This window comes from Streptomyces sp. TS71-3 (assembly GCF_018327685.1).
Classification (GTDB): Bacteria; Actinomycetota; Actinomycetes; order Streptomycetales; family Streptomycetaceae; genus Streptomyces.
Map to the genome: position 1 here is coordinate 876,723 of NZ_BNEL01000001.1, position 16,974 is coordinate 893,696.

Sequence of the window (16,974 nt, forward strand, 5' to 3'; positions counted from 1 at the left end):
ACCTGTGGCGCACTCGGCGGCAGTTCCGGGGGTCAACGCCGGGGTCGCGCTCCGAGCCCGCCCGGTGGACTTCGCGCGCTGGCGTGCCCGCGACCTCTCGGGCTGGACGGACTCCGAGATGCTGGAGGCGTACAAGCGGCTGGAGAACACCTCCGCGGGGGACGACAGCCTGCGTGGCCGCTCAGGGCCACTCCCCATCCACCAGATGCGCCGTGAAGAATTGACCCCGTCGGTCAGGGCCTTCATCGACGCCTCGGTGAGTGAGGGGCTGGAGCGCCTGGCGGACGTCAACGGAACGGGGCAGAACGGCGTGACGGCCTACCAGCTCAACGTGCTGGAGGGAGTACGCCAGAACACGGGGATGGCCTACCTGTCCGACGGGGTCCGCCGCCGCCCCAATCTGACCCTCCGAGGGGGCACGGAGATCGACCGGCTGATCCTCGACGGGGATGTCGCCAGAGGAGTGGTGGCCACCGACGGCACCGAGTTCACGGCCGACGAGGTGATCCTGTCCGCCGGAGCCTACGGCAGTGCCGCCATCCTGATGCGCTCCGGGATCGGGCCGGCCGACCACCTGCGCTCGCTGGGCATCCCCGTCGTAGCCGACCTCCCGGTCGGCCTGCACCTGCAGAACCAGCCCTTCTTCTACAACGTGTACGCGCTGCGCCCCGGCAAGCTCGCGATGACCCCGCCCGGCGGGGCGCTGATCTGGACCCGATCCAGCGAGGCCGCCGATGACGAGCTCGACATCCACATCTCGGCGACCCATCTCATCGAGCCGGAGTCCAGCCCCACCGGCGGCGCCATCGTTCTCGCCGTGTCGATCATCCGGCCGGACTCGATCGGTTCCGTCCGGCTCAGCAGTCGTGATCCGAGGGACGCACCGGTCATCGACTACAACTTCCTCGCGGAGCCGCGGGACCGGCGCCGAATGGTGGAGGCCGTCAAGCTCTGCCGGCGCATCGGCGCCGGCGAGCGGTTCTCGGAGGTCGCGGAGTTCGAGCTGCTGCCCGGCGACACCGTGCGGGACGACGCGGAGCTCGAACGGCACATCCTCGACAACCTCGGCTCGTACGAGCACACGACGTCGACCGTGCCCATGGGAGGCGACGACGACGAGTGGGCAGTCGTGGACAGCGTGGGCGCCGTCCACTCAGTCGCCAACGTGCGGGTCGTGGACGCCTCGATCTTCCCGGAGGTTCCGGCCACCGCCACGAACCTGACGGCCATCATGACGGCGGAGTACCTCTTCCAGCGCGTATACGGCACGTGACTCGCCGGGTGCCGTGCGGGCGGACAGCGCAGCCGGGACCCGGCGGCGATCAAGGCGCCGCCGGCGCCCACGGCCGCCGGGGCTTGTCCGGATGCGGCGATGATCCTCGGCATCACGGCGGACGCACCGCACGTCCGTCGCGCGGATCCGATGCTGAGCCGGGTCGGCGAGCACGTCGGTCAGGTCTCGCTGGACCGCATCACGGAGATCGCGGTGACCTGGATCGGCTGCGGGGGAAAGCCCGGTGGAGGTCTCTGCGGACGTCAGGCACTACTTGCCGGGCCACACCATGGCCCAGTACGGCAAGCGCCGCGCCCAGGGGGCCCGCAAGCCGGCTTCTGGGACTGGCTTCCGGGGCGGCGCCGCGCATCAAGCTGGGGAGGCCCCCATGAGAATGCCTGCCGGTTGGTCACGCGGGCCGATTCTGGCGGCGGGCCCGCACGTCGACCCCTGATCGCGTGGGGGCCCGCCGGTGGCAACGGCCGCGACCGCCACCCCTGGCCTGACCCAGGGTATAAGGGGCCTCTGACCAGTCATTTTGTCGCCGAGGCTCGGGTTCTCGCTTTCCGCCCAGGTCGGCCCTCACCTGGGTGTCTCCAACTGTTCCTGACCGCTGTCGGTCACGGGTTGGTCATGCGACCAACCGCTGCGGGCCACCGCGCCAGAAGTGGACGGTCGGGCTGCCCCTCGCCGGCACTGGATGGAGTTCTCGGTACCTGCGGGGTGTACGGAGCCATCCCCTGGGTAATGACAATCGTGTTCATGATCTCGGTGCGCTGCCGCGCGCGTCTGGAGGGGGCGGTGAGAGCGTCCACGCCGTTGTCCGCTCCTTCATTCCGATCCGGGGCGCCGCCTGGCTGAGTTCCGCGGTCGCAGGCGACAGCGGCCATGGGTCCGCCTGCTGCCCTGTTCTGTCAGGGCCAACGGCCGGGCCCGTCCGCCTCGTTCTTCAGGTCACCTCATCGCGATCGGGCCCGTGCAGACCCTCGGCCTCTCCCGAGGGTCACTGCATGACGTCCTGGGACGGAGCTTGGACACCCTTGTGGGAGGAAAATTATTACGCTCGAACGGGCTGTCGAAGTCATGGTCGGCCGGTATGGGGGAGGGAGGGGTTGTCATGAGTGAGCCCTTGTATCTGCTACCACGGTTGGAACCTCCGCTCTCCTCGCTCCTGGACGCAGGAGAGTTCCTTCACCCACTCGTCGATGCACTCGGTTCCCCTCTCAACGTCCTGTTGCCGGAGCGGATCGCGGAGAACGTCCGACGATTCCGCGCCGTCTACCGCGACCATCACCTGTCGGGGCGGGTGTATTTCGCGCACAAGGCGAACCGGTCGAGTGCGCTGGTGCGGCGGCTGGCGGTGGAGGATTCGGCTTCGGTGGGTGCTGATGTCGCCTCGCTGGGCGAGCTGCAACATGTCCTGGCATGTGGTTTCACGCCGGATCGGATCATGGCGACCGGTCCCAAGGATCCCGATTTCCTGTGGCTCGCGGCCCGTTCGGGGGTGACGGTGAACCTCGACTCTCCCGGTGAACTGGACCAACTGGCCGAGATCGTACGGAAGTACGGGCTTCCCCGGACCGATGTCCTGCTGCGCCTGTCCGGATTCGAGTTGGGCGCGGCGGCGTCGGGCGCGTCCGGCGTGCGCCTGCTGTCGCGGCGCAGCCGCTTCGGCTCCCCGATCGAGGAGGCGGCCGAGCTGCTGGCCGCGGTCGAACGGCATCGCGATGCCGTGGAGTTGACGGGTATCGCCTACCACCTGGACACCACGGGGCTCGCGGAGAAGGTTCGGGCCCTCGAGCAGTGCTTGATGGTCATGGACGAGTGCCGTGCCCGGGGTCTGGCGCCACGCGTGGTGGACATCGGCGGCGGCTTCGGGGTCGGCTACGTCGCGGACGCGGGGCAGTGGAACCGCTACACCACGGCACTGACCGAGGCGGTGCTCGGCACCCGTCCGGCCCTCACCTGGCGCGGGTACGGCTATGGCCTGCGCAACGAGGCCGGCACGCTGCGCGGGGCGGCGGCGCTGTACCCGGCGCACCGGCCCGACGCCGGTGCCGGCTACCTCGATGAGTTGCTCTCGCTGGCCTCTCCCTTGCTGGGTCGGCCTCCTGCGACCCTGCTGCTGGAGCACCTCTTCGACCTGAGCGTGGAACCGGGTCGGGCCCTCATCGATCAGTGCGGGGCGTCGTTGGCGAGGGTCCTGGAGGTACGGCGCATGGGGGAGGGGACGGGCGACTATGTGGTGCGGCTCGCGATGAACGCGGGGGACATGAGCCTGGAGGAGCACGGCGTGCTCGTGGACCCCGTCCTGCTCCCCCGGCCCGGAGGGGGAGGAGGGGAGAGCGACGCTGGGCCGGTGGGGGTGTTCCTCGTCGGCAACCTCTGTCTGGAGGCGGACCTCATCACGCGTCGCATGGTGTTCCTTCCCCGCCTGCCGCGTGTTGGGGACTTGCTGGCCTTCGCCAACACCGCCGGCTACGCGATGGACTTCCACGCACACCAGGCACAGCGGCAACCGGTCGCCCGGGCGGTCGCGGTCACGGGGGAGGGCGGCTCGTGGAGCTGGTGTCCGGACGAGGAGTACTGGCCGATCTCTCACGGGGGCGGAGTCCTGTCATGAGGTACGACAGCATCACAGACGTCATAGGAAACACACCGTTGGTGCGCATCGACCCTGCGGTGCACGGTCTGCGCCACATCGACCTGTACGCGAAGCTGGAGATGCTCAACCCCTTCGGCTCGGTCAAGGACCGGCCCGCCTGGAACATGGCACGCCCGCACCTCGCTGCTGCTGCCGAGCGCGATGAGACGGTCGTGGAGCTCTCCAGCGGGAACACGGCCAAGGCCCTCGCCCTCCTGGCCGGCATGCACGGGCTCACGTTCAAGAGCGTGACGAACCGGATGCGGGTCCCGGAGATCAAGGAACTGCTCCTGCTGCTCGGCGCGGAGATCGAGGAACTTCCAGGGCAGAGCGAGTGCCTCGACCCGACCGACACGGACGACCCGCTGACCCGCTTCCACCAGGCCCTCTCGGAGCCGGGGAGCACGTACCTGCACACCGACCAGTACTTCAACCCGCGCAACACAGAGGCGCACGCCACAGGCACCGGACCCGAGATAGTCAAGGACCTGGACGGGCGGGCGCCCGACTGGTTCATCGCCTGCGTGGGCACGGCCGGTTCGTCCACCGGGGTGGCGAGCGTACTGCGCGAGAATGACCCTCGGGTGCGGGTCCTGGGCCTGGTCGCCGACAAGTCGGACTTCATCCCCGGCATCCGCACCATCGACGAGGTGCATCAGGTCGGCCTCTTCGACCCGGCGACGTACGACACGATCGAGCCGGTGACCTCGCAGGAGGCCATCGACGGGATGCTGACGCTCATCCGCCGCTGCGGCCTGCTGTCCGGGCCGACGGGTGGTGCCGCCTACCAGGGGGCGGTACGCCGTCTGCGCCTGGTCGACGCCGAGCTGACGGACTCGGACCGGCGGACCGCGGTCTTCATCGTCTGCGACCGGGCCGAGAGCTACCTCAGCTATGTGCGGCAGCGCCGCCCGGAACTCCTCGGGGCGCCTCGCCGTGGACACCATGTCTCCGACCTCACCGACGCCGACGTGGCAGCCGGGGCGAAGACCATCGGCACCGGCGACGCGCGCCGGTGGATCGCAGACGGACAGCCCGCCCCGCTCGTCGTGGATCTGCGCGGCCCGCACGCCTACGCGGCACTGCACATCGAGGGATCGGTCAACATCGTCGACGAGGTCTTCGACGAACTCGTCCGCGGCGGACTCCCCTTCAGCAAGAGCAGGCCCGTGCTGCTGGCCTGTCCGGTCGGTGAGAAGTCCGCCCGGTACGCGGCACTGCTGACCCGGATGGGCCACCCGGACGTCCGCAGCCTGACCGGCGGCGTCGTGGCGTGGCGGGACGCGGGTGCGCCGCTGGTGCGGGAATGAGCGCGCAGTATCCCCTGCTCGGGGTGGGGCCGGAGGTGGCGAAGTGGCAGCGGGGGGTGCGGGCGCAGTTCCCCATCCTCACGGCCCACCCCGAGCTGGCCTACCTCGACAGCGCGGCCACCTCCCAGAAGCCCCAGACCGTCCTGGACGCCGTGCAGACCTACCTCGTGACGGCGAACGCCAACGCCGGACGCGGCACCTACCCCTGGGCCAACGCGACGACGGAGCTGGTCGAGCGGACCCGGCAGCGGGTCAGGGAGTTCCTCGGCGACCCGGATCCGGATCGGTCCACGGTGCACTTCACCAGCGGTGCCACCGAGGGACTGCGCAGCGTGGCTCGCGACTGGCTCGCCTCCTACCTCACCGACGGCGACGAGATCCTCGTTCCCTTCGCCGATCACCGGGCGAACCTGGATCCCTGGCTGGAGGTCCGGGAGCTGCTGGCGGAGCGGGGCGTCGGCGTGCGGGTGCGGGCACTGCCGTACCAGGAGCAGTCGGGCGACTACGACCAACGCGCGTTGGCCGAGGCCGTAGGTCCGCGCACCCGCTTCGTCGCCGCCACCTACGTCCACCATGTCTACGGCGGCGACATGAACGTGCACCGCATCCGCGCGGCCGTCGGCCCGGACGTACCGATCTGCCTGGACGCCGCCCAGAGCGTCGGCCACCTTCCCGTGAACGTCGAACCGTCCGCGCTCGACGTGGACTTCGTGGCCTTCTCGGGGCACAAGGCCTTCGCCCTGCCCGGTACCGGGGCCCTCTGGGCGCGCAACGCCCGCGGCCCGGCGTTCAGGCCCGGCGGCTGGCAGGGCACCCCGAACACCGTGGGCATCGCCTCGCTGGAGGCGGCGCTCGGCTGGCTGGACACGGTCGGTACGGACCGGATCACGCGGTGGACCGCCGCCCTGACGACCCGGCTGACGGACGGACTGCGACGGTTGGAGGGGTACGAGATCCTGGGCTGCCAGTCCAGCCTGGCCGCCGACTCCCCTCTCCCCGCCGCACAGCGGCGCCACGGGATCGTCACCTTCCGGCACCGCGACGTCCCCTCCGACGACCTCGGCTTCATCCTGTTCAGCGAGGGCTTCATGGTGCAGGCCGACAGCCTCTGCCAGGCCGGCGCCGACGAGAGGAAGGCGGGCTCGGTGCGGGTCAGCCTGCACGTGTACAACACGGTGGAGGAGGTGGACCGTCTGCTGGCGCTGCTCGCGTCCCTGAGCCCACAATGCGAATGAAAACCGTTTCCACCTGTAGATTGAGTGGTCGGGCCGACAGGTGAGAGACGGATGAAGGGACCCGGTCAGATGGGCGTGAGCATGGCGACGGCCAAGGTGTGGGTGGAACGCTGGGAACGACAGCAGCGGCGTTACGCCGTCGACCGCGAGGAACGGTTCACCGTGATCGCCGACATCGTCGAGCACGTCACGGCCGGCCGTGACGGCCCGCTTCTGCTGGACATGGGCAGCGGGCCCGGGTCCCTGGCGGTGCGGCTCGCCGGCCGTCTGCCGGGCGCGGAGATCGTCGCCGTCGACATGGACCCGCTCCTGCTGGAACTCGGCCGTACCCACCACGCGGACGCCGCCCGCTACGTGGAGGCCGTGATCGGCGACGACGGCTGGTGCGACGCGCTGGAACTCGACCGGCCGCTGGACGCGGCCGTCTCGACGACGGCCCTCCACTACCTCCCCGAGCCCACCCTGCTCGGCACCTACCGGCACCTCGCGGCGCTCCTGCGTCCCGGAGGCGTCCTTGTCAACGGCGACCACTTTCCGCAGGACGGCCCCGCCTGCTCGGCGCTCACCGCGCACGTGGGCCGCCGCCGGGCCGAACGGGCGGGCGACCACGGCTGCGAGGACTGGCAGTCCTGGTGGGCCGCCGCGGCCCGCGACCCCGAGCTTGCCGATCTGTTCGCCGAGCGGGAGCGGCGGCAGCGCACCCGAGGCGGCGGTGACGGCGCAGCCGGCCCCCTCAGCGCGGCCGGCCATGCCGAACTGCTGCGGCAGGCCGGCTTTCGCCACGTCGCGCCGGTCTGGCAGGTCGGCGACAGCCAGGTCCTGGTCGCGCTCAAGGACTGATGCGGTGCTGGGCACCGTTCCTGCGCACGGTTCGAGCTCCGGGCGGGGCCGTACTGCTGGTGGGCGTCAGAGGGCGAGGCTCATCAGGATCTCGTCGCGGTCGTCGCCGGGGGCCACGCGCAGCGCCCCCGGCCATCGGCCGACTTCCACCCAGCCCAGCCCCCGGTAGAAGTCCTCAAGGCCCAGACCGGACCTCGCCGTGAGCCTCAGCCGTTCGAGGCCCATCTCGTCGCGGGCGATACCGCGCACTCGGTGCATCAGCGCGGAGCCGAGGCCCTTTCCGCGAAAGCGCGGGTGTGTCTGGAGGTGGTTGACGGTGCCGCAGTGCGCGACGAGCGGGTGCGGGTCGCGGCGGAGGAGCAACCAGCCGGCGACGGCGCCTTCGCCGGTGGCCACGAGCATCCTGCTCCGCCCCGGATCGAGTCCCTCGGCGATCTCGTCCAGCACCGGCCGGACTTCCCGCGTGCCGAGCGGTGGTACCGGGACACCGTGCGGGATGACCGCCCCGCCGGTGTTGACCACCGCCACCCAGCAGTCCACAAGCTCCTGCCGGAGGGCAGGGCCGACCTCAGCGGCCTGGGAGAACTGCGTGAGCTCCGGCGCCTTCACTGTCTCGTGCGTTGCCATGGCGAGCAGCCTGCCAGACGGGCCGCCGGCAGACTCGGCGCGCCTCACGTCAGTCCCGCTTGCCGGAGTAGGGCAGCAGGGCCATCTCGCGCGCGTCCTTGATGGCCGTGGCAATCTGGCGCTGCTGCTGGGCCGTGACGCGGGTGACGCGGCGACCGCGCGCCCGGGGGGAGGGAGGGTGTCGAGCGCCACGACGGTGCCGGCCAGGTGGGCCGTGGGGAACTCTGTTTCCCACCTCTCGCAGCGGCAGGATCGCGGCACCGCGCTGGTCACGCTCGGCATGCTGTCGAAGCGGGCGAGGTCGCGGTCGAGCGCGGCGGCGGCGTCGGCCCGCGCGTCGCCCAACGCGGGGTGTTCCTTGCGGTTCTCCATCGCGCGCCCGTACAGGGGGATCAGCAGGGTTTCCTGGACCGTGCCCATGCGTACGCGGTGCTGTGGCGCGGCGGCCTCCCTTGATCGGTATCCGCGCCGGACCCGCCGCCTGGTGTCCGACCGGGCCGGGCGGTGCGTGGCCGCGCCCGCCGCCCGGCCCGGAGCCTTCAGAGCCCGGCCACCAGTGCCGGGTGTTCGTGCTCGCAGGCGTCGTCGATGCCGTGGGTGTCCCAGGCGGGGAACGGGTCTTTGGACGGCAGGTCCTCGCCGTCCGCCATGAGGCAGTCGGTGAGGGACGCGCGCAGCGCGTCGGCGTGCAGGTGCGTGCCGATGAAGACCAGCTCCTGGCCGGTCGGACTCCCCGAGTCCGTTGCGGCGGAGGGCTCGAAGCGGGCCACGGAGCCGGCCTGCGACCACAGGCCCGTCACGTGCGGGCGGTTGGCCAGGGTGAAGAAGCCCTTGGAGCGCAGGATCTGGCCGTAGGCGCCGCTGTCGAGTTCCTCGGTCACGAACGTCCACAGCCGCCCGGGATGGAAGGGCACGTCGGCGCGGAAGACGGTGGAGGAGATGCCGTACTCCTCCGTCTCGGGCACGTGGTCGCCGTTGAGCTCCATGACCCAGCCCGGTGCCTGGGAGGCCCGCTCCAGGTCGAAGAGCCGGGTGCCGAGGACGTCACCGGCACGGACGCGGCCCTGCACCGCGGGGACGATCCTCGCTGCCGGGTTGAGGCGGGAGAGGGTCGCCCCGAGCCGGTCGGCGGACTCGGTGTCGACGAGGTCGAGTTTGTTGAGGACGATGACGTCGGCGAACTCGATCTGGTCCATGAGCAGGTCGCTGACGGTGCGTTCGTCATCCTCGTACTGGTCCAGGCCGCGCTCGGCGAGTTCGTCGCCGCCGGCCAGCTCGGGCAGGAAGTTCGCGGCGTCCACGACCGTGACCATGGTGTCGAGCCGGGCGACGTCGCCGAGGGTGGCGCCGTCGTCGCGGGCGAAGGCGAAGGTGGCGGCCACCGGCATGGGTTCCGAGATGCCGGAGGACTCGATGAGGAGGTAGTCGAACCGGCCCTCGCGGGCCAGAGCGTCGACCTCCTCCAGCAGGTCGTCCCGCAGGGTGCAGCAGATGCAGCCGTTGGTCATCTCGACCAGGCGCTCCTCGGTGCGCGACAGGGCGGCCTCGCCGCCGCGGACGAGCGCCGCGTCGATGTTGACCTCGCTCATGTCGTTGACGATGACGGCGACGCGCAGGCCGTCGCGGTTGCCGAGGACGTGGTTGAGCAGTGTGGTCTTGCCTGCGCCGAGAAAGCCGGACAGGACCGTGACGGGTAGCAGTTCGAGTCCGTCGTACGGCATCGGTGATCAGCCTTCGGGGTGCAGCAGGCCGCGCTCGTACGCCTTCACCAGCCGCTGGGGCACCAGGTAGGAGACGCCGTCCACGGTGACCGGCACGAGCTGCGGGGCCGTCGCCTTCCACTGCGCGCGTCGGTGGCGGGTGTTGCTGCGGGACATCTTGCGCTTGGGCACGGCCATGGGGACCTCCGAAGTGGGTGAACGAAGCACCACGCTATATGAAAACGGGTTCCATTACCAATAATCTCGGGTACGGCACGGGGCCGGTGGGTGGGCCGCGACCATGGCGGCGGTCTCGCTACGAGGGCGAGCGCGGTCTCCTTCGGCTCGCCCGGCCGCCGAGTCGGTCCCGGCCTCCGTGGCGGTCGGGCGCCAGATGGCACGGCAGCCGTCCTCGCTCCCGGTGTGCCGGCTCGCCCGGTGCGGGGGCCGGTCGAGGGCGGTCACGTTCCGGCCGACGGCGGCTGCCCGCCCAGGGTGCCCTCACCGGACTGGACTTGCCTGATCCGTTCGGCCGGTGTCCCGTGTGCGCCGGTCTCATACCGAAGAGGCCCGGCGCCGTTGTGTGCGGTGGCGCCGGGCTATTCCCGAGCGTGCCGGATGGCGTCCAGCACGATGTGGGCTATGTGCTCGTCGGTGAGCCCGTACTGGATCTCGCGGGCCTCGCGTCGGGCGGTCACGATCCGGGAGTTGCGCAGCACGCGGAGGTGCTGGGAGACCAGCGGCTGGCTCACCCCGAGGGCGTCGACCAGCTCGTGGACGTACTTCTCGCCCTCGGACAGCTCACGCACGATGCCGAGCCGGACCGGGGAAGCGAGCGCCTTCAGGAGGTCGCTGGCTGCCTGCAGGTTGGGTATCGGCTCGCCTGCCGAGGTGGCCGCGGTGGGGGGTGTCGTCATATGCGGACATTAGCAAGTGACGATGATTCCCGGTTTCACGTTCAAGATCGTGAGCGTGAAACCGGAGGTCAGTGGTCGTCCCAGTGGCCCTGGTGGGCCGCATGGCGGTGGCCGTCGTGCACGTAGTCGACGTGGTCCTCGTGCGGCACGGCCACATGCCCGCAGTTCTCGCCGTGCTGGTGGTCGTGGCCCTCGTGAGGGGTGTGGGCGCTGCTCGCGCACTCGTCGACGTGGTCCCCGTGGGGCCGGTGGATGTGGCCGTCGTGCGCGTAGTCGGTGTGGTCGCTGTGGGGGAGGGCGACGTGTCCGCATCCCTCGCCATGGGTGTGCGGGTGCGTGTCGTGCGTGCGGTGCTCGGCGGCGGTGGTCATGTGCGCTCCTGGCTGCTCGTCGATCGTCCGCGGTCCGGTCCTCCGAAACCGCATATTGCGATATTAACATATGGCAACTCTTGCATGTTATGTCGGGGCTACTCCAGCCCGGGCCCGTTTCATGTGCTACCCAGGCCGGTCGGCCGCGTCGATCGGGGTCGGCCGGAGCCGACCGAGGCCGTACGGCCGAACGGCCCGTCCTGGTGGACCTGCTCGTAAGAGCGGACCTCCGGCCTTCAGGACCTCGGACGGCGGCGGATGTGCGGCGCGACGCTGCGCAGCTTCTCGCAGGTCTCCTCGAACTCCCGGTCCGGCGTCGAGTCCCGCATGATCCCGGCACCAGCCCGCAGCCAGGTCCGCTCGCCCCGGCGGAAGACCGTGCGCAGCACAAGGGCGGCGTCCAGCGCGCCGGCCGTGTCCGCGGTGATCACCGCCCCGCCGTACAGTCCGCGGGGACCGTCCTCGTAGCGCTGGAGGGCCGCCAGGGCCTCGGTCTTGGGGGCGCCGGTCGCCGTCACGGCCGGAAAGAGTGCGGCGAACGCGTCCCAGGGGCCGCGGTCCTCCCTCAGCCGTCCCGCGACCCGGGAGGCCAGGTGCTGGACGGAGCCGCGCTCCCGCACCGCCATGAACTCCTCCACCAGCACTGACCCGGTCGCGCAGACACCGCCCAGTTCCTGGCACGCGAGCCGTACCGACACCGCGTGCTCGTGCACCTCCTTGGGGTCGGCGAGCAACTCGGCGCGCAGGCGGTGGTTCTCCGCCGGGTCCTGGGAGAGGGCCCGGGTTCCGGCGAGCGGCTGGGTGGTGACCCGGCCGCCCGGTACGGCCTCCACCACGGTCTCGGGACTGAAACCGGCCGCCTGCCACCCGCCGAGGTCCAGCAGGAAGGAGCGTGCGGGGGTGTTGGCGGCCAGGCCCGCCAGGTAGGTGGCGGGGAGGTCGACGGGGGCCGCTCCGTCCAGGGGAACCGTCCGGGAGAGCACGGCCTTGTCGAGGCGGCCCGCCCTGATGTCTCCGATCACTTTGGCCACGGCCGTCCGGTAGGCCTCCGGGTCCCCGTCCCCTGCTTCCACGGGTGTCGCGGGGCCCGGCGCCCGTCGGGCGGACGGGGCGGTGAGAAGCCGTGCCGCCGTGTCCAGCAGATGCGGACTCACCGCACTGACGGTGGCCTCCCCGGGGCTGAGGACGACCTCCACCGCCGGGATGAACAGGCACAGCAGATCGCCGAGTCCGCTCGGGTCGCCCGCGAGCGGGGTAGCACCGCCCGAGCCGCCTGCCGGCACGGAGAGGCTCGGTTCCGAGCCGCCTGCCCCGTGCAGCAGGTGGGCGAGTTCGAACGCTGCCCAGCCGTAGGCGCCTCTGACACCGGCCTGCACTGTGGACAGCGCCTCGAAAGCTTCCGTGACCGGCGCGAGTGCGGGCCCCGTCACGGGCAGGGTCCACGAGCCGCCTTGGGCCTCTGCTGTCAGGTGACGGGCCGTCATCCGCAGCAGCCCGGCGGCTCCGGCCGCCACGTGCAGCAGGCTGTCCCGCTCGTAGAGGACGTAAGGGCTGCCGAGACCTGAGGTGACGAGGCCGACCGCCGCCGCCAAGGCGTCGCCTCGAAACGTCAGCGACGTGGTGTGCGGCGCGTCGGGCACCCGTGCAGCCCAGGCGGCCAGGGCCGCGCTGTGGGATCCGGTGGTGTGCGTCGTGCTGGTGCTGGTGCTGGTGGTCATGGGGCTTGCCTTCGTCTCAGTGGGAGGCGGCGGCCAGGCGCCAGCCCTCCGCCTTGCTGCGCTGCTGCCAGAAGGCGGCGTAGGTGCCGCCCGCGGCCAGCAGTTCGGGATGGGTGCCGTGCTCGGTGATCCGGCCGTCCTCCAGGACCGCGATCTGGTCCGCGGTCTGGACGGTGCGCAAGCGGTGGGCGATCACCAGGAGGGTCTTGTTGCCTGCCAGGGCGGTGACGGTCGCGTCCAGGATGCGTTCGTTCTCCGCGTCCAGGGCGGCGGTGGCCTCGTCAAGTACCAGGATCGGGGCGTCCTTGAGCAGGGCGCGTGCGATGGAGACGCGCTGCCGCTGACCGCCCGAGAGCGCGGTGCCGCCCTCGCCGACCCGGGTGGCCCAGCCGTCCGGGAGTTCGGCCACCACCTGGTCCAGGCCCGAGAGCCGGGCGGCGCGGCCTAGCCGCTCGTCGTCGGCGCCGGGGTCGCCGATCCGGACGTTCTCCTCGATGGTGCCGCCGAAGAGGAAGACGTCCTGGAAGACGAAGGAGACCAGTCCCGCCAGTTCCTCGGGCGCGATCTCCCGGGCGTCCACGCCGCCGATGCGGACGGTGCCGCCGGTCGGGTCCCAGAAGCGGCCGAGCAACCGGGCGAGGGTGGTCTTGCCCGCGCCGGAGGGCCCGACCAGTGCGGTGAGGCCGGGGTGGGGGAGCCGCAGGCTGATCCCGTCCAGGACGGGCCGCTGGGCATCGCGGCCGGGGTAGGCGAAGCGGACGTCGGTGAGTTCGACGGCCGCACCGTTGGGGATGCGGCCGTGCTCCGGCTGAGGGAAGGGCCGTTCGTCGAGCACGGACCCCAGGCCCGCCAGGCCCCGCTGGGCGATCCGCAGGCCGGCACCCAGGTCGGCGGCCCCCGCCGCGCTGTCGACCAGCCGTGCCGTGAGCACCGCGAGCGCGATCAGCGTGGCCGCGGTCAGGGAGCCGTCCAGCAGCCAGGAGACGGTGAGGGCCAGCACCAGTGCGAGAACCATGCGGGCGGCGAAGGCGAAGCCGACCAGGCCGGGGATGCCGCGCAGGATCAGCGCCCGGTCGGCGCGTGCCTGCGCGAGGAGCGCGTCGTCCAGCGCCTGGTATCCGTCGGCGGCCCTGCCGAAAGCGCGCAGTACGGGCTGGTTGCGGGCGAACTCCAGCACCCGCTCGGCGGCTTCCGCGCTCGCCGCGTCGCGCTGCTCGTCCAGGCGCCGGACGACCGCGGTGCTCGACCGCTGCACCAGGGCCAGCACGGGCGCGCAGACCAGCAGCACCAGTGCGATCCGCCAGTCGAAGAAGAACACCGCGACGACGATGACGGCCGGGGTGAGGACGGCGGAGACCAGCGGGCGCAGCAGGTGCGCCGGCATGTTCATCACCTGGACGACGCTGCCGCCGGCCAGCCGGCTGAGTTCGGCTGCCCGGGCCGGGGTGAACCAGCCCACCGGCAGCGTCAGCGCACGGTCGGCGAGACGGTGGTGCAGCGCCCGGGCGAGGCTCGACCCGACCGTGAACCCACCGCTGAGGCAGGCCGCCTGGACGAGCGCATAGGCGGCGCAGCCGGCGCCGAAGAGCGCGAGATACGGCCAGGCGTCAAAGGGGTGCGTGCCGAGCAGGGCTCGCAGCAGCGGCACCAGCAGGGCGAAGCACACACCCTGGAGGATCCCGGCGACGGCGAGCAGCACCAGCAGGCGGCGGAACGGGCGGGAGCCCTCGGGCCCCAGGACGCTCAGGAGTTGGCGGATCATCGGGGCATGGCCTCTCGGGTCGTGGTTCCGGCTGGCTCCGCGGGGCCGTCGGGCGGCGCCTGCTCTGCTTGCTGCGCCTTCCACATGCGCGCGTACCTGCCGCCCCGGCCGAGCAGTTCCGCATGGCTGCCCTGCTCCACCAGCCGGCCGCCGTCCAGGACGGCGATGCGGTCCGCTCCCGCGATCGTCGCCAGGCGGTGAGCGATCACCAGCAGGGTGCGGTCCGCGGCCAGCGTGGCGAGGGCGTTCTGGATGAGTGCCTCCGAGCCGGCGTCGGCGTGCGCGGTGGCCTCGTCGAGGACGACCACCGGTGGGTCGCCCAGCAGGGCGCGGGCGATGGACAGGCGCTGGGCCTCGCCGCCGGAGAGCTGGACCGATGCGCCCAGCACGGTGTCGTAGCCGTCCGGCAGCGTCGTGATCCGGTCGTGGATCTGGGCCGCGCGCGCTGCCTCGCGGACCTGCTCGTCGGTGGCGCCGGGGCGGCCGAGGCGGATGTTCTCGGTGACGCTGGCCCGCAGCAGGCGTACGTCCTGGAGAACGAAGCCGATGTGCCGGTGGAGCTCGGTGAGCGGGATCTCGCGGATGTCCGCCCCACCGAGGGTGATGCTCCCTTCCGTGATGTCGTGGAACCGGGCCAGCAGCGCGGCGAGCGTCGACTTGCCCGCACCGGAGGGCCCCACAAGGGCGGTCACCGTGCCGGGCGCCAGGTCCAGGTCGATGCCGCTGAGCACCTCACCGCGGCCGTCGTAGGAGAACGAGACGCCGCGCAGGCTGACCTGCGAGCCGCTCGGGACGGCCGGGCGCTCCGGCTCCGGCAGCACCGGGGTGTCCAGCAGGGCGGTGATACGGACGGCTGCCGCCTGCCCGGCGCGGATCTGCTGCATCCGGGTGCCGACGACACCCATCGGCGCGCTGACCAGCGGCCCCAGCAGCGCGAACGCCACCAGGTGCGCGGCGGACGTCGTCCCGGAGACGACCAGGGCGGTGCCCACGCCCACCAGCAGGAGCAGCACCACCGCGGGCGCCACGACCAGCAGCGCGGCCGTCGAGGGCAGCAGGGTGCGGCGCACCCAGCGGGTGAAGAAGTCGGAGAAGGCGTCGGTGGCCGCGGTGAACCTCCGGTGCCCGCTGGCGCCGCGGCCGAAGGTCTTGAGGACGGCGATGCCGCCGGCGAACTCCACCGCGGCGGTGGCGATCCGGGCCAGCGCCCCGCCGTACTCCGCCATCTGCTCCCTGGCGCCCGCCATGGCACGGCTGAACAGCAGCGCTCCCAGGACCAGCGGCACCAGGCTCACAAGGGCGAGCCGCCAGTCGACAGAGAACAGGTAGGCCAGGGCGAGCAGGGGGGCGGTGAGCAGGGCGGTGGCATCGAGCAGGGTGTGGGCCACCAGGCCGTGCAGGGCCTGGACGTCGTCCTGCACGGCGTTCTTGATCTCGCCCGAGGCGCGGTCGGTGACCCAGCCCAGCGGGAGCCTCCCGATGTGGCGGGCGAGATCCCGGCGCAGGCTCAGTTGCAGGGTGTTGTCCGCGAGGTGGCTCAGCACGCCGGCGGTATAGCCGAGGACGAGTGCGATCAGGCCGCTGCCGCCGGCCAGCCCGACGAGCGGCCACAGCCGGTCGCCGGTCACCGGCGAGCCGTCCGTGAGGCGCCCCGCGAGCAGGGCGATGGCGATGAAGGGGATGACTCCGCAGGCCGCGGCGGCGGCCTGGAGAGCGACGGCGGTGCCCAGGGGCCGGCTCGCTCGGCGCAGAATGCGCCGCAGCGGCGGCTCGGTGCGGACGGCTGGTGCACGCACGTGGTCAGCACTCCGATCGGTCTCGTGGTCTGCACTCGGTTCGGTCACGTGGTCAGCACTCCGATCTCCGGAATGGCGCCACTGCCGCCCTGCGCCACCCTGCGGGCGGTCAGGCCGGATTCACGGGCGAGACGGTCCACGTCGAAGGTGTGCCAGACGTAGCTGTCGCCGACCTCGCGCACGGTGCGTCCGGCGCGCAGCACCTTCCAGGTGGTGGCGAAGCGCATGGCGTCGCCGCCGGCCGGCTCGCCGCCGATCCACCACTCGTAGGTCTGCTCGCCGATGGTCTCCCGCAGCGACATCGCGGGCGGGATGGTGCGCGGGGCGCTGACGCCCATCAGCTCCACGATGATCCGGCCCCCGGGCGGCAGCCGATCGGCCAGCCGGCGCCACAGGGCGGTGCGTTCGGCCTGGCCGAGGTGCCCGGCCACGCCGAAGAGCACGACTGCGGAGATCCGCTCCGGCAGCGGCATGTCCTGGGCCGCGCCGTCGGTGACGGTGACCCGTCGCCGCAGCCCGGGATCGCGGGCGACCCGGGCCGTGAGCTGGGCGCGCATCACCGCGGACGGCTCGGCGGCGACGATCTCCGCGTCCGGCAGGGTCCCGGCGATCACCTCGGTGACCCGGCCGGTGCCCGCGCCGATCTCCAGGACAGGCCCGTGCCGGGTGTCCGCCCCGGCCAGGACGCGGGCCAGCGGGGGGCCGCTGCTCGCGGTGTGGCGCACGGCGACCAGGTCGTAGAACTCGGCCGACGGCGTGTAGTAGTCGATCATTGCTGTCT

General features: G+C 71.8%; 14 protein-coding genes and 1 pseudogene. 5 read left to right on the forward strand and 10 right to left on the reverse strand.

Translation table 11 applies throughout. From position 1 onward, the window contains the following. Positions 1–4 precede the first annotated feature (4 nt). From Sm713_RS03750 to Sm713_RS03770, 5 genes are all read left to right on the forward strand, one after another. Positions 5–1,273, forward strand: coding sequence for a GMC family oxidoreductase (locus tag Sm713_RS03750; RefSeq protein WP_212908256.1), 1,269 nt, complete (start codon positions 5–7; stop codon positions 1,271–1,273). Between the two features lie 1,117 nt (positions 1,274–2,390). Continuing rightward, positions 2,391–3,896 carry a Y4yA family PLP-dependent enzyme gene (locus Sm713_RS03755; RefSeq protein ID WP_212908257.1) on the forward strand — a complete coding sequence of 502 codons (1,506 nt, stop codon included), beginning with the start codon at positions 2,391–2,393 and terminating at the stop codon, positions 3,894–3,896. Beyond that, a complete protein-coding gene (locus Sm713_RS03760) occupies positions 3,893–5,227 on the forward strand; it encodes a pyridoxal-phosphate dependent enzyme (protein WP_212908258.1) in 1,335 nt (444 codons plus the stop codon). The genes Sm713_RS03755 and Sm713_RS03760 overlap by 4 nt, the downstream gene beginning before the upstream one ends. Further along, on the forward strand, positions 5,224–6,462 hold the full coding sequence (locus Sm713_RS03765; RefSeq protein ID WP_212908259.1) for an aminotransferase class V-fold PLP-dependent enzyme: 1,239 nt from the start codon (positions 5,224–5,226) through the stop codon (positions 6,460–6,462). The genes Sm713_RS03760 and Sm713_RS03765 overlap by 4 nt, the downstream gene beginning before the upstream one ends. A 69-nt stretch (positions 6,463–6,531) precedes the next feature. Continuing rightward, on the forward strand, positions 6,532–7,302 hold the full coding sequence (locus tag Sm713_RS03770; protein WP_212911758.1) for a trans-aconitate 2-methyltransferase: 771 nt from the start codon (positions 6,532–6,534) through the stop codon (positions 7,300–7,302). A gap of 66 nt (positions 7,303–7,368) precedes the next feature. Here Sm713_RS03770 and Sm713_RS03775 read toward each other — a convergent pair whose 3' ends face one another. From Sm713_RS03775 to Sm713_RS03820, 10 genes and pseudogenes are all read right to left on the reverse strand, one after another. Next, entirely contained in the window at positions 7,369–7,929 is a 561-nt protein-coding gene (locus tag Sm713_RS03775; RefSeq protein WP_212908260.1) for a GNAT family N-acetyltransferase, read from the reverse strand. 49 nt (positions 7,930–7,978) lie between these two features. After that, positions 7,979–8,095: pseudogene (locus tag Sm713_RS40090) on the reverse strand (30S ribosomal protein S18); the annotation flags it as partial. 373 nt (positions 8,096–8,468) lie between these two features. Next, on the reverse strand, positions 8,469–9,650 hold the full coding sequence (locus tag Sm713_RS03785) for a GTP-binding protein (RefSeq protein ID WP_212908261.1): 1,182 nt from the start codon (positions 9,648–9,650) through the stop codon (positions 8,469–8,471). 6 nt (positions 9,651–9,656) lie between these two features. Next, the gene (rpmF, locus tag Sm713_RS03790) at positions 9,657–9,827 is read right to left on the reverse strand and encodes a 50S ribosomal protein L32 (protein WP_212908262.1); all 171 of its coding nucleotides are present in this window, start codon (positions 9,825–9,827) and stop codon (positions 9,657–9,659) included. Between the two features lie 401 nt (positions 9,828–10,228). Beyond that, positions 10,229–10,546, reverse strand: a complete 318-nt coding sequence (locus tag Sm713_RS03795) for a helix-turn-helix transcriptional regulator (RefSeq protein WP_212908263.1) — start codon at positions 10,544–10,546, stop codon at positions 10,229–10,231. A 68-nt stretch (positions 10,547–10,614) separates the two neighbouring features. Beyond that, positions 10,615–10,917 (reverse strand): hypothetical protein, encoded by a 303-nt coding sequence (locus Sm713_RS03800; RefSeq protein ID WP_212908264.1) that lies wholly within the window; start codon positions 10,915–10,917, stop codon positions 10,615–10,617. Positions 10,918–11,153: 236 nt separating this feature from the next. Then, positions 11,154–12,635, reverse strand: coding sequence for a salicylate synthase (locus tag Sm713_RS03805; RefSeq protein WP_212908265.1), 1,482 nt, complete (start codon positions 12,633–12,635; stop codon positions 11,154–11,156). A gap of 16 nt (positions 12,636–12,651) precedes the next feature. Next, positions 12,652–14,397 (reverse strand): ABC transporter ATP-binding protein, encoded by a 1,746-nt coding sequence (locus Sm713_RS03810; RefSeq protein ID WP_212908266.1) that lies wholly within the window; start codon positions 14,395–14,397, stop codon positions 12,652–12,654. Continuing rightward, positions 14,394–16,193, reverse strand: a complete 1,800-nt coding sequence (locus Sm713_RS03815) for an ABC transporter ATP-binding protein (protein WP_212908267.1) — start codon at positions 16,191–16,193, stop codon at positions 14,394–14,396. Before Sm713_RS03815 ends, Sm713_RS03810 begins: the two co-directional genes overlap by 4 nt. Positions 16,194–16,237: 44 nt before the next feature. Then, positions 16,238–16,966 carry a trans-aconitate 2-methyltransferase gene (locus Sm713_RS03820; RefSeq protein WP_212908268.1) on the reverse strand — a complete coding sequence of 243 codons (729 nt, stop codon included), beginning with the start codon at positions 16,964–16,966 and terminating at the stop codon, positions 16,238–16,240. Between the last annotated feature and the right edge of the window lie 8 nt (positions 16,967–16,974).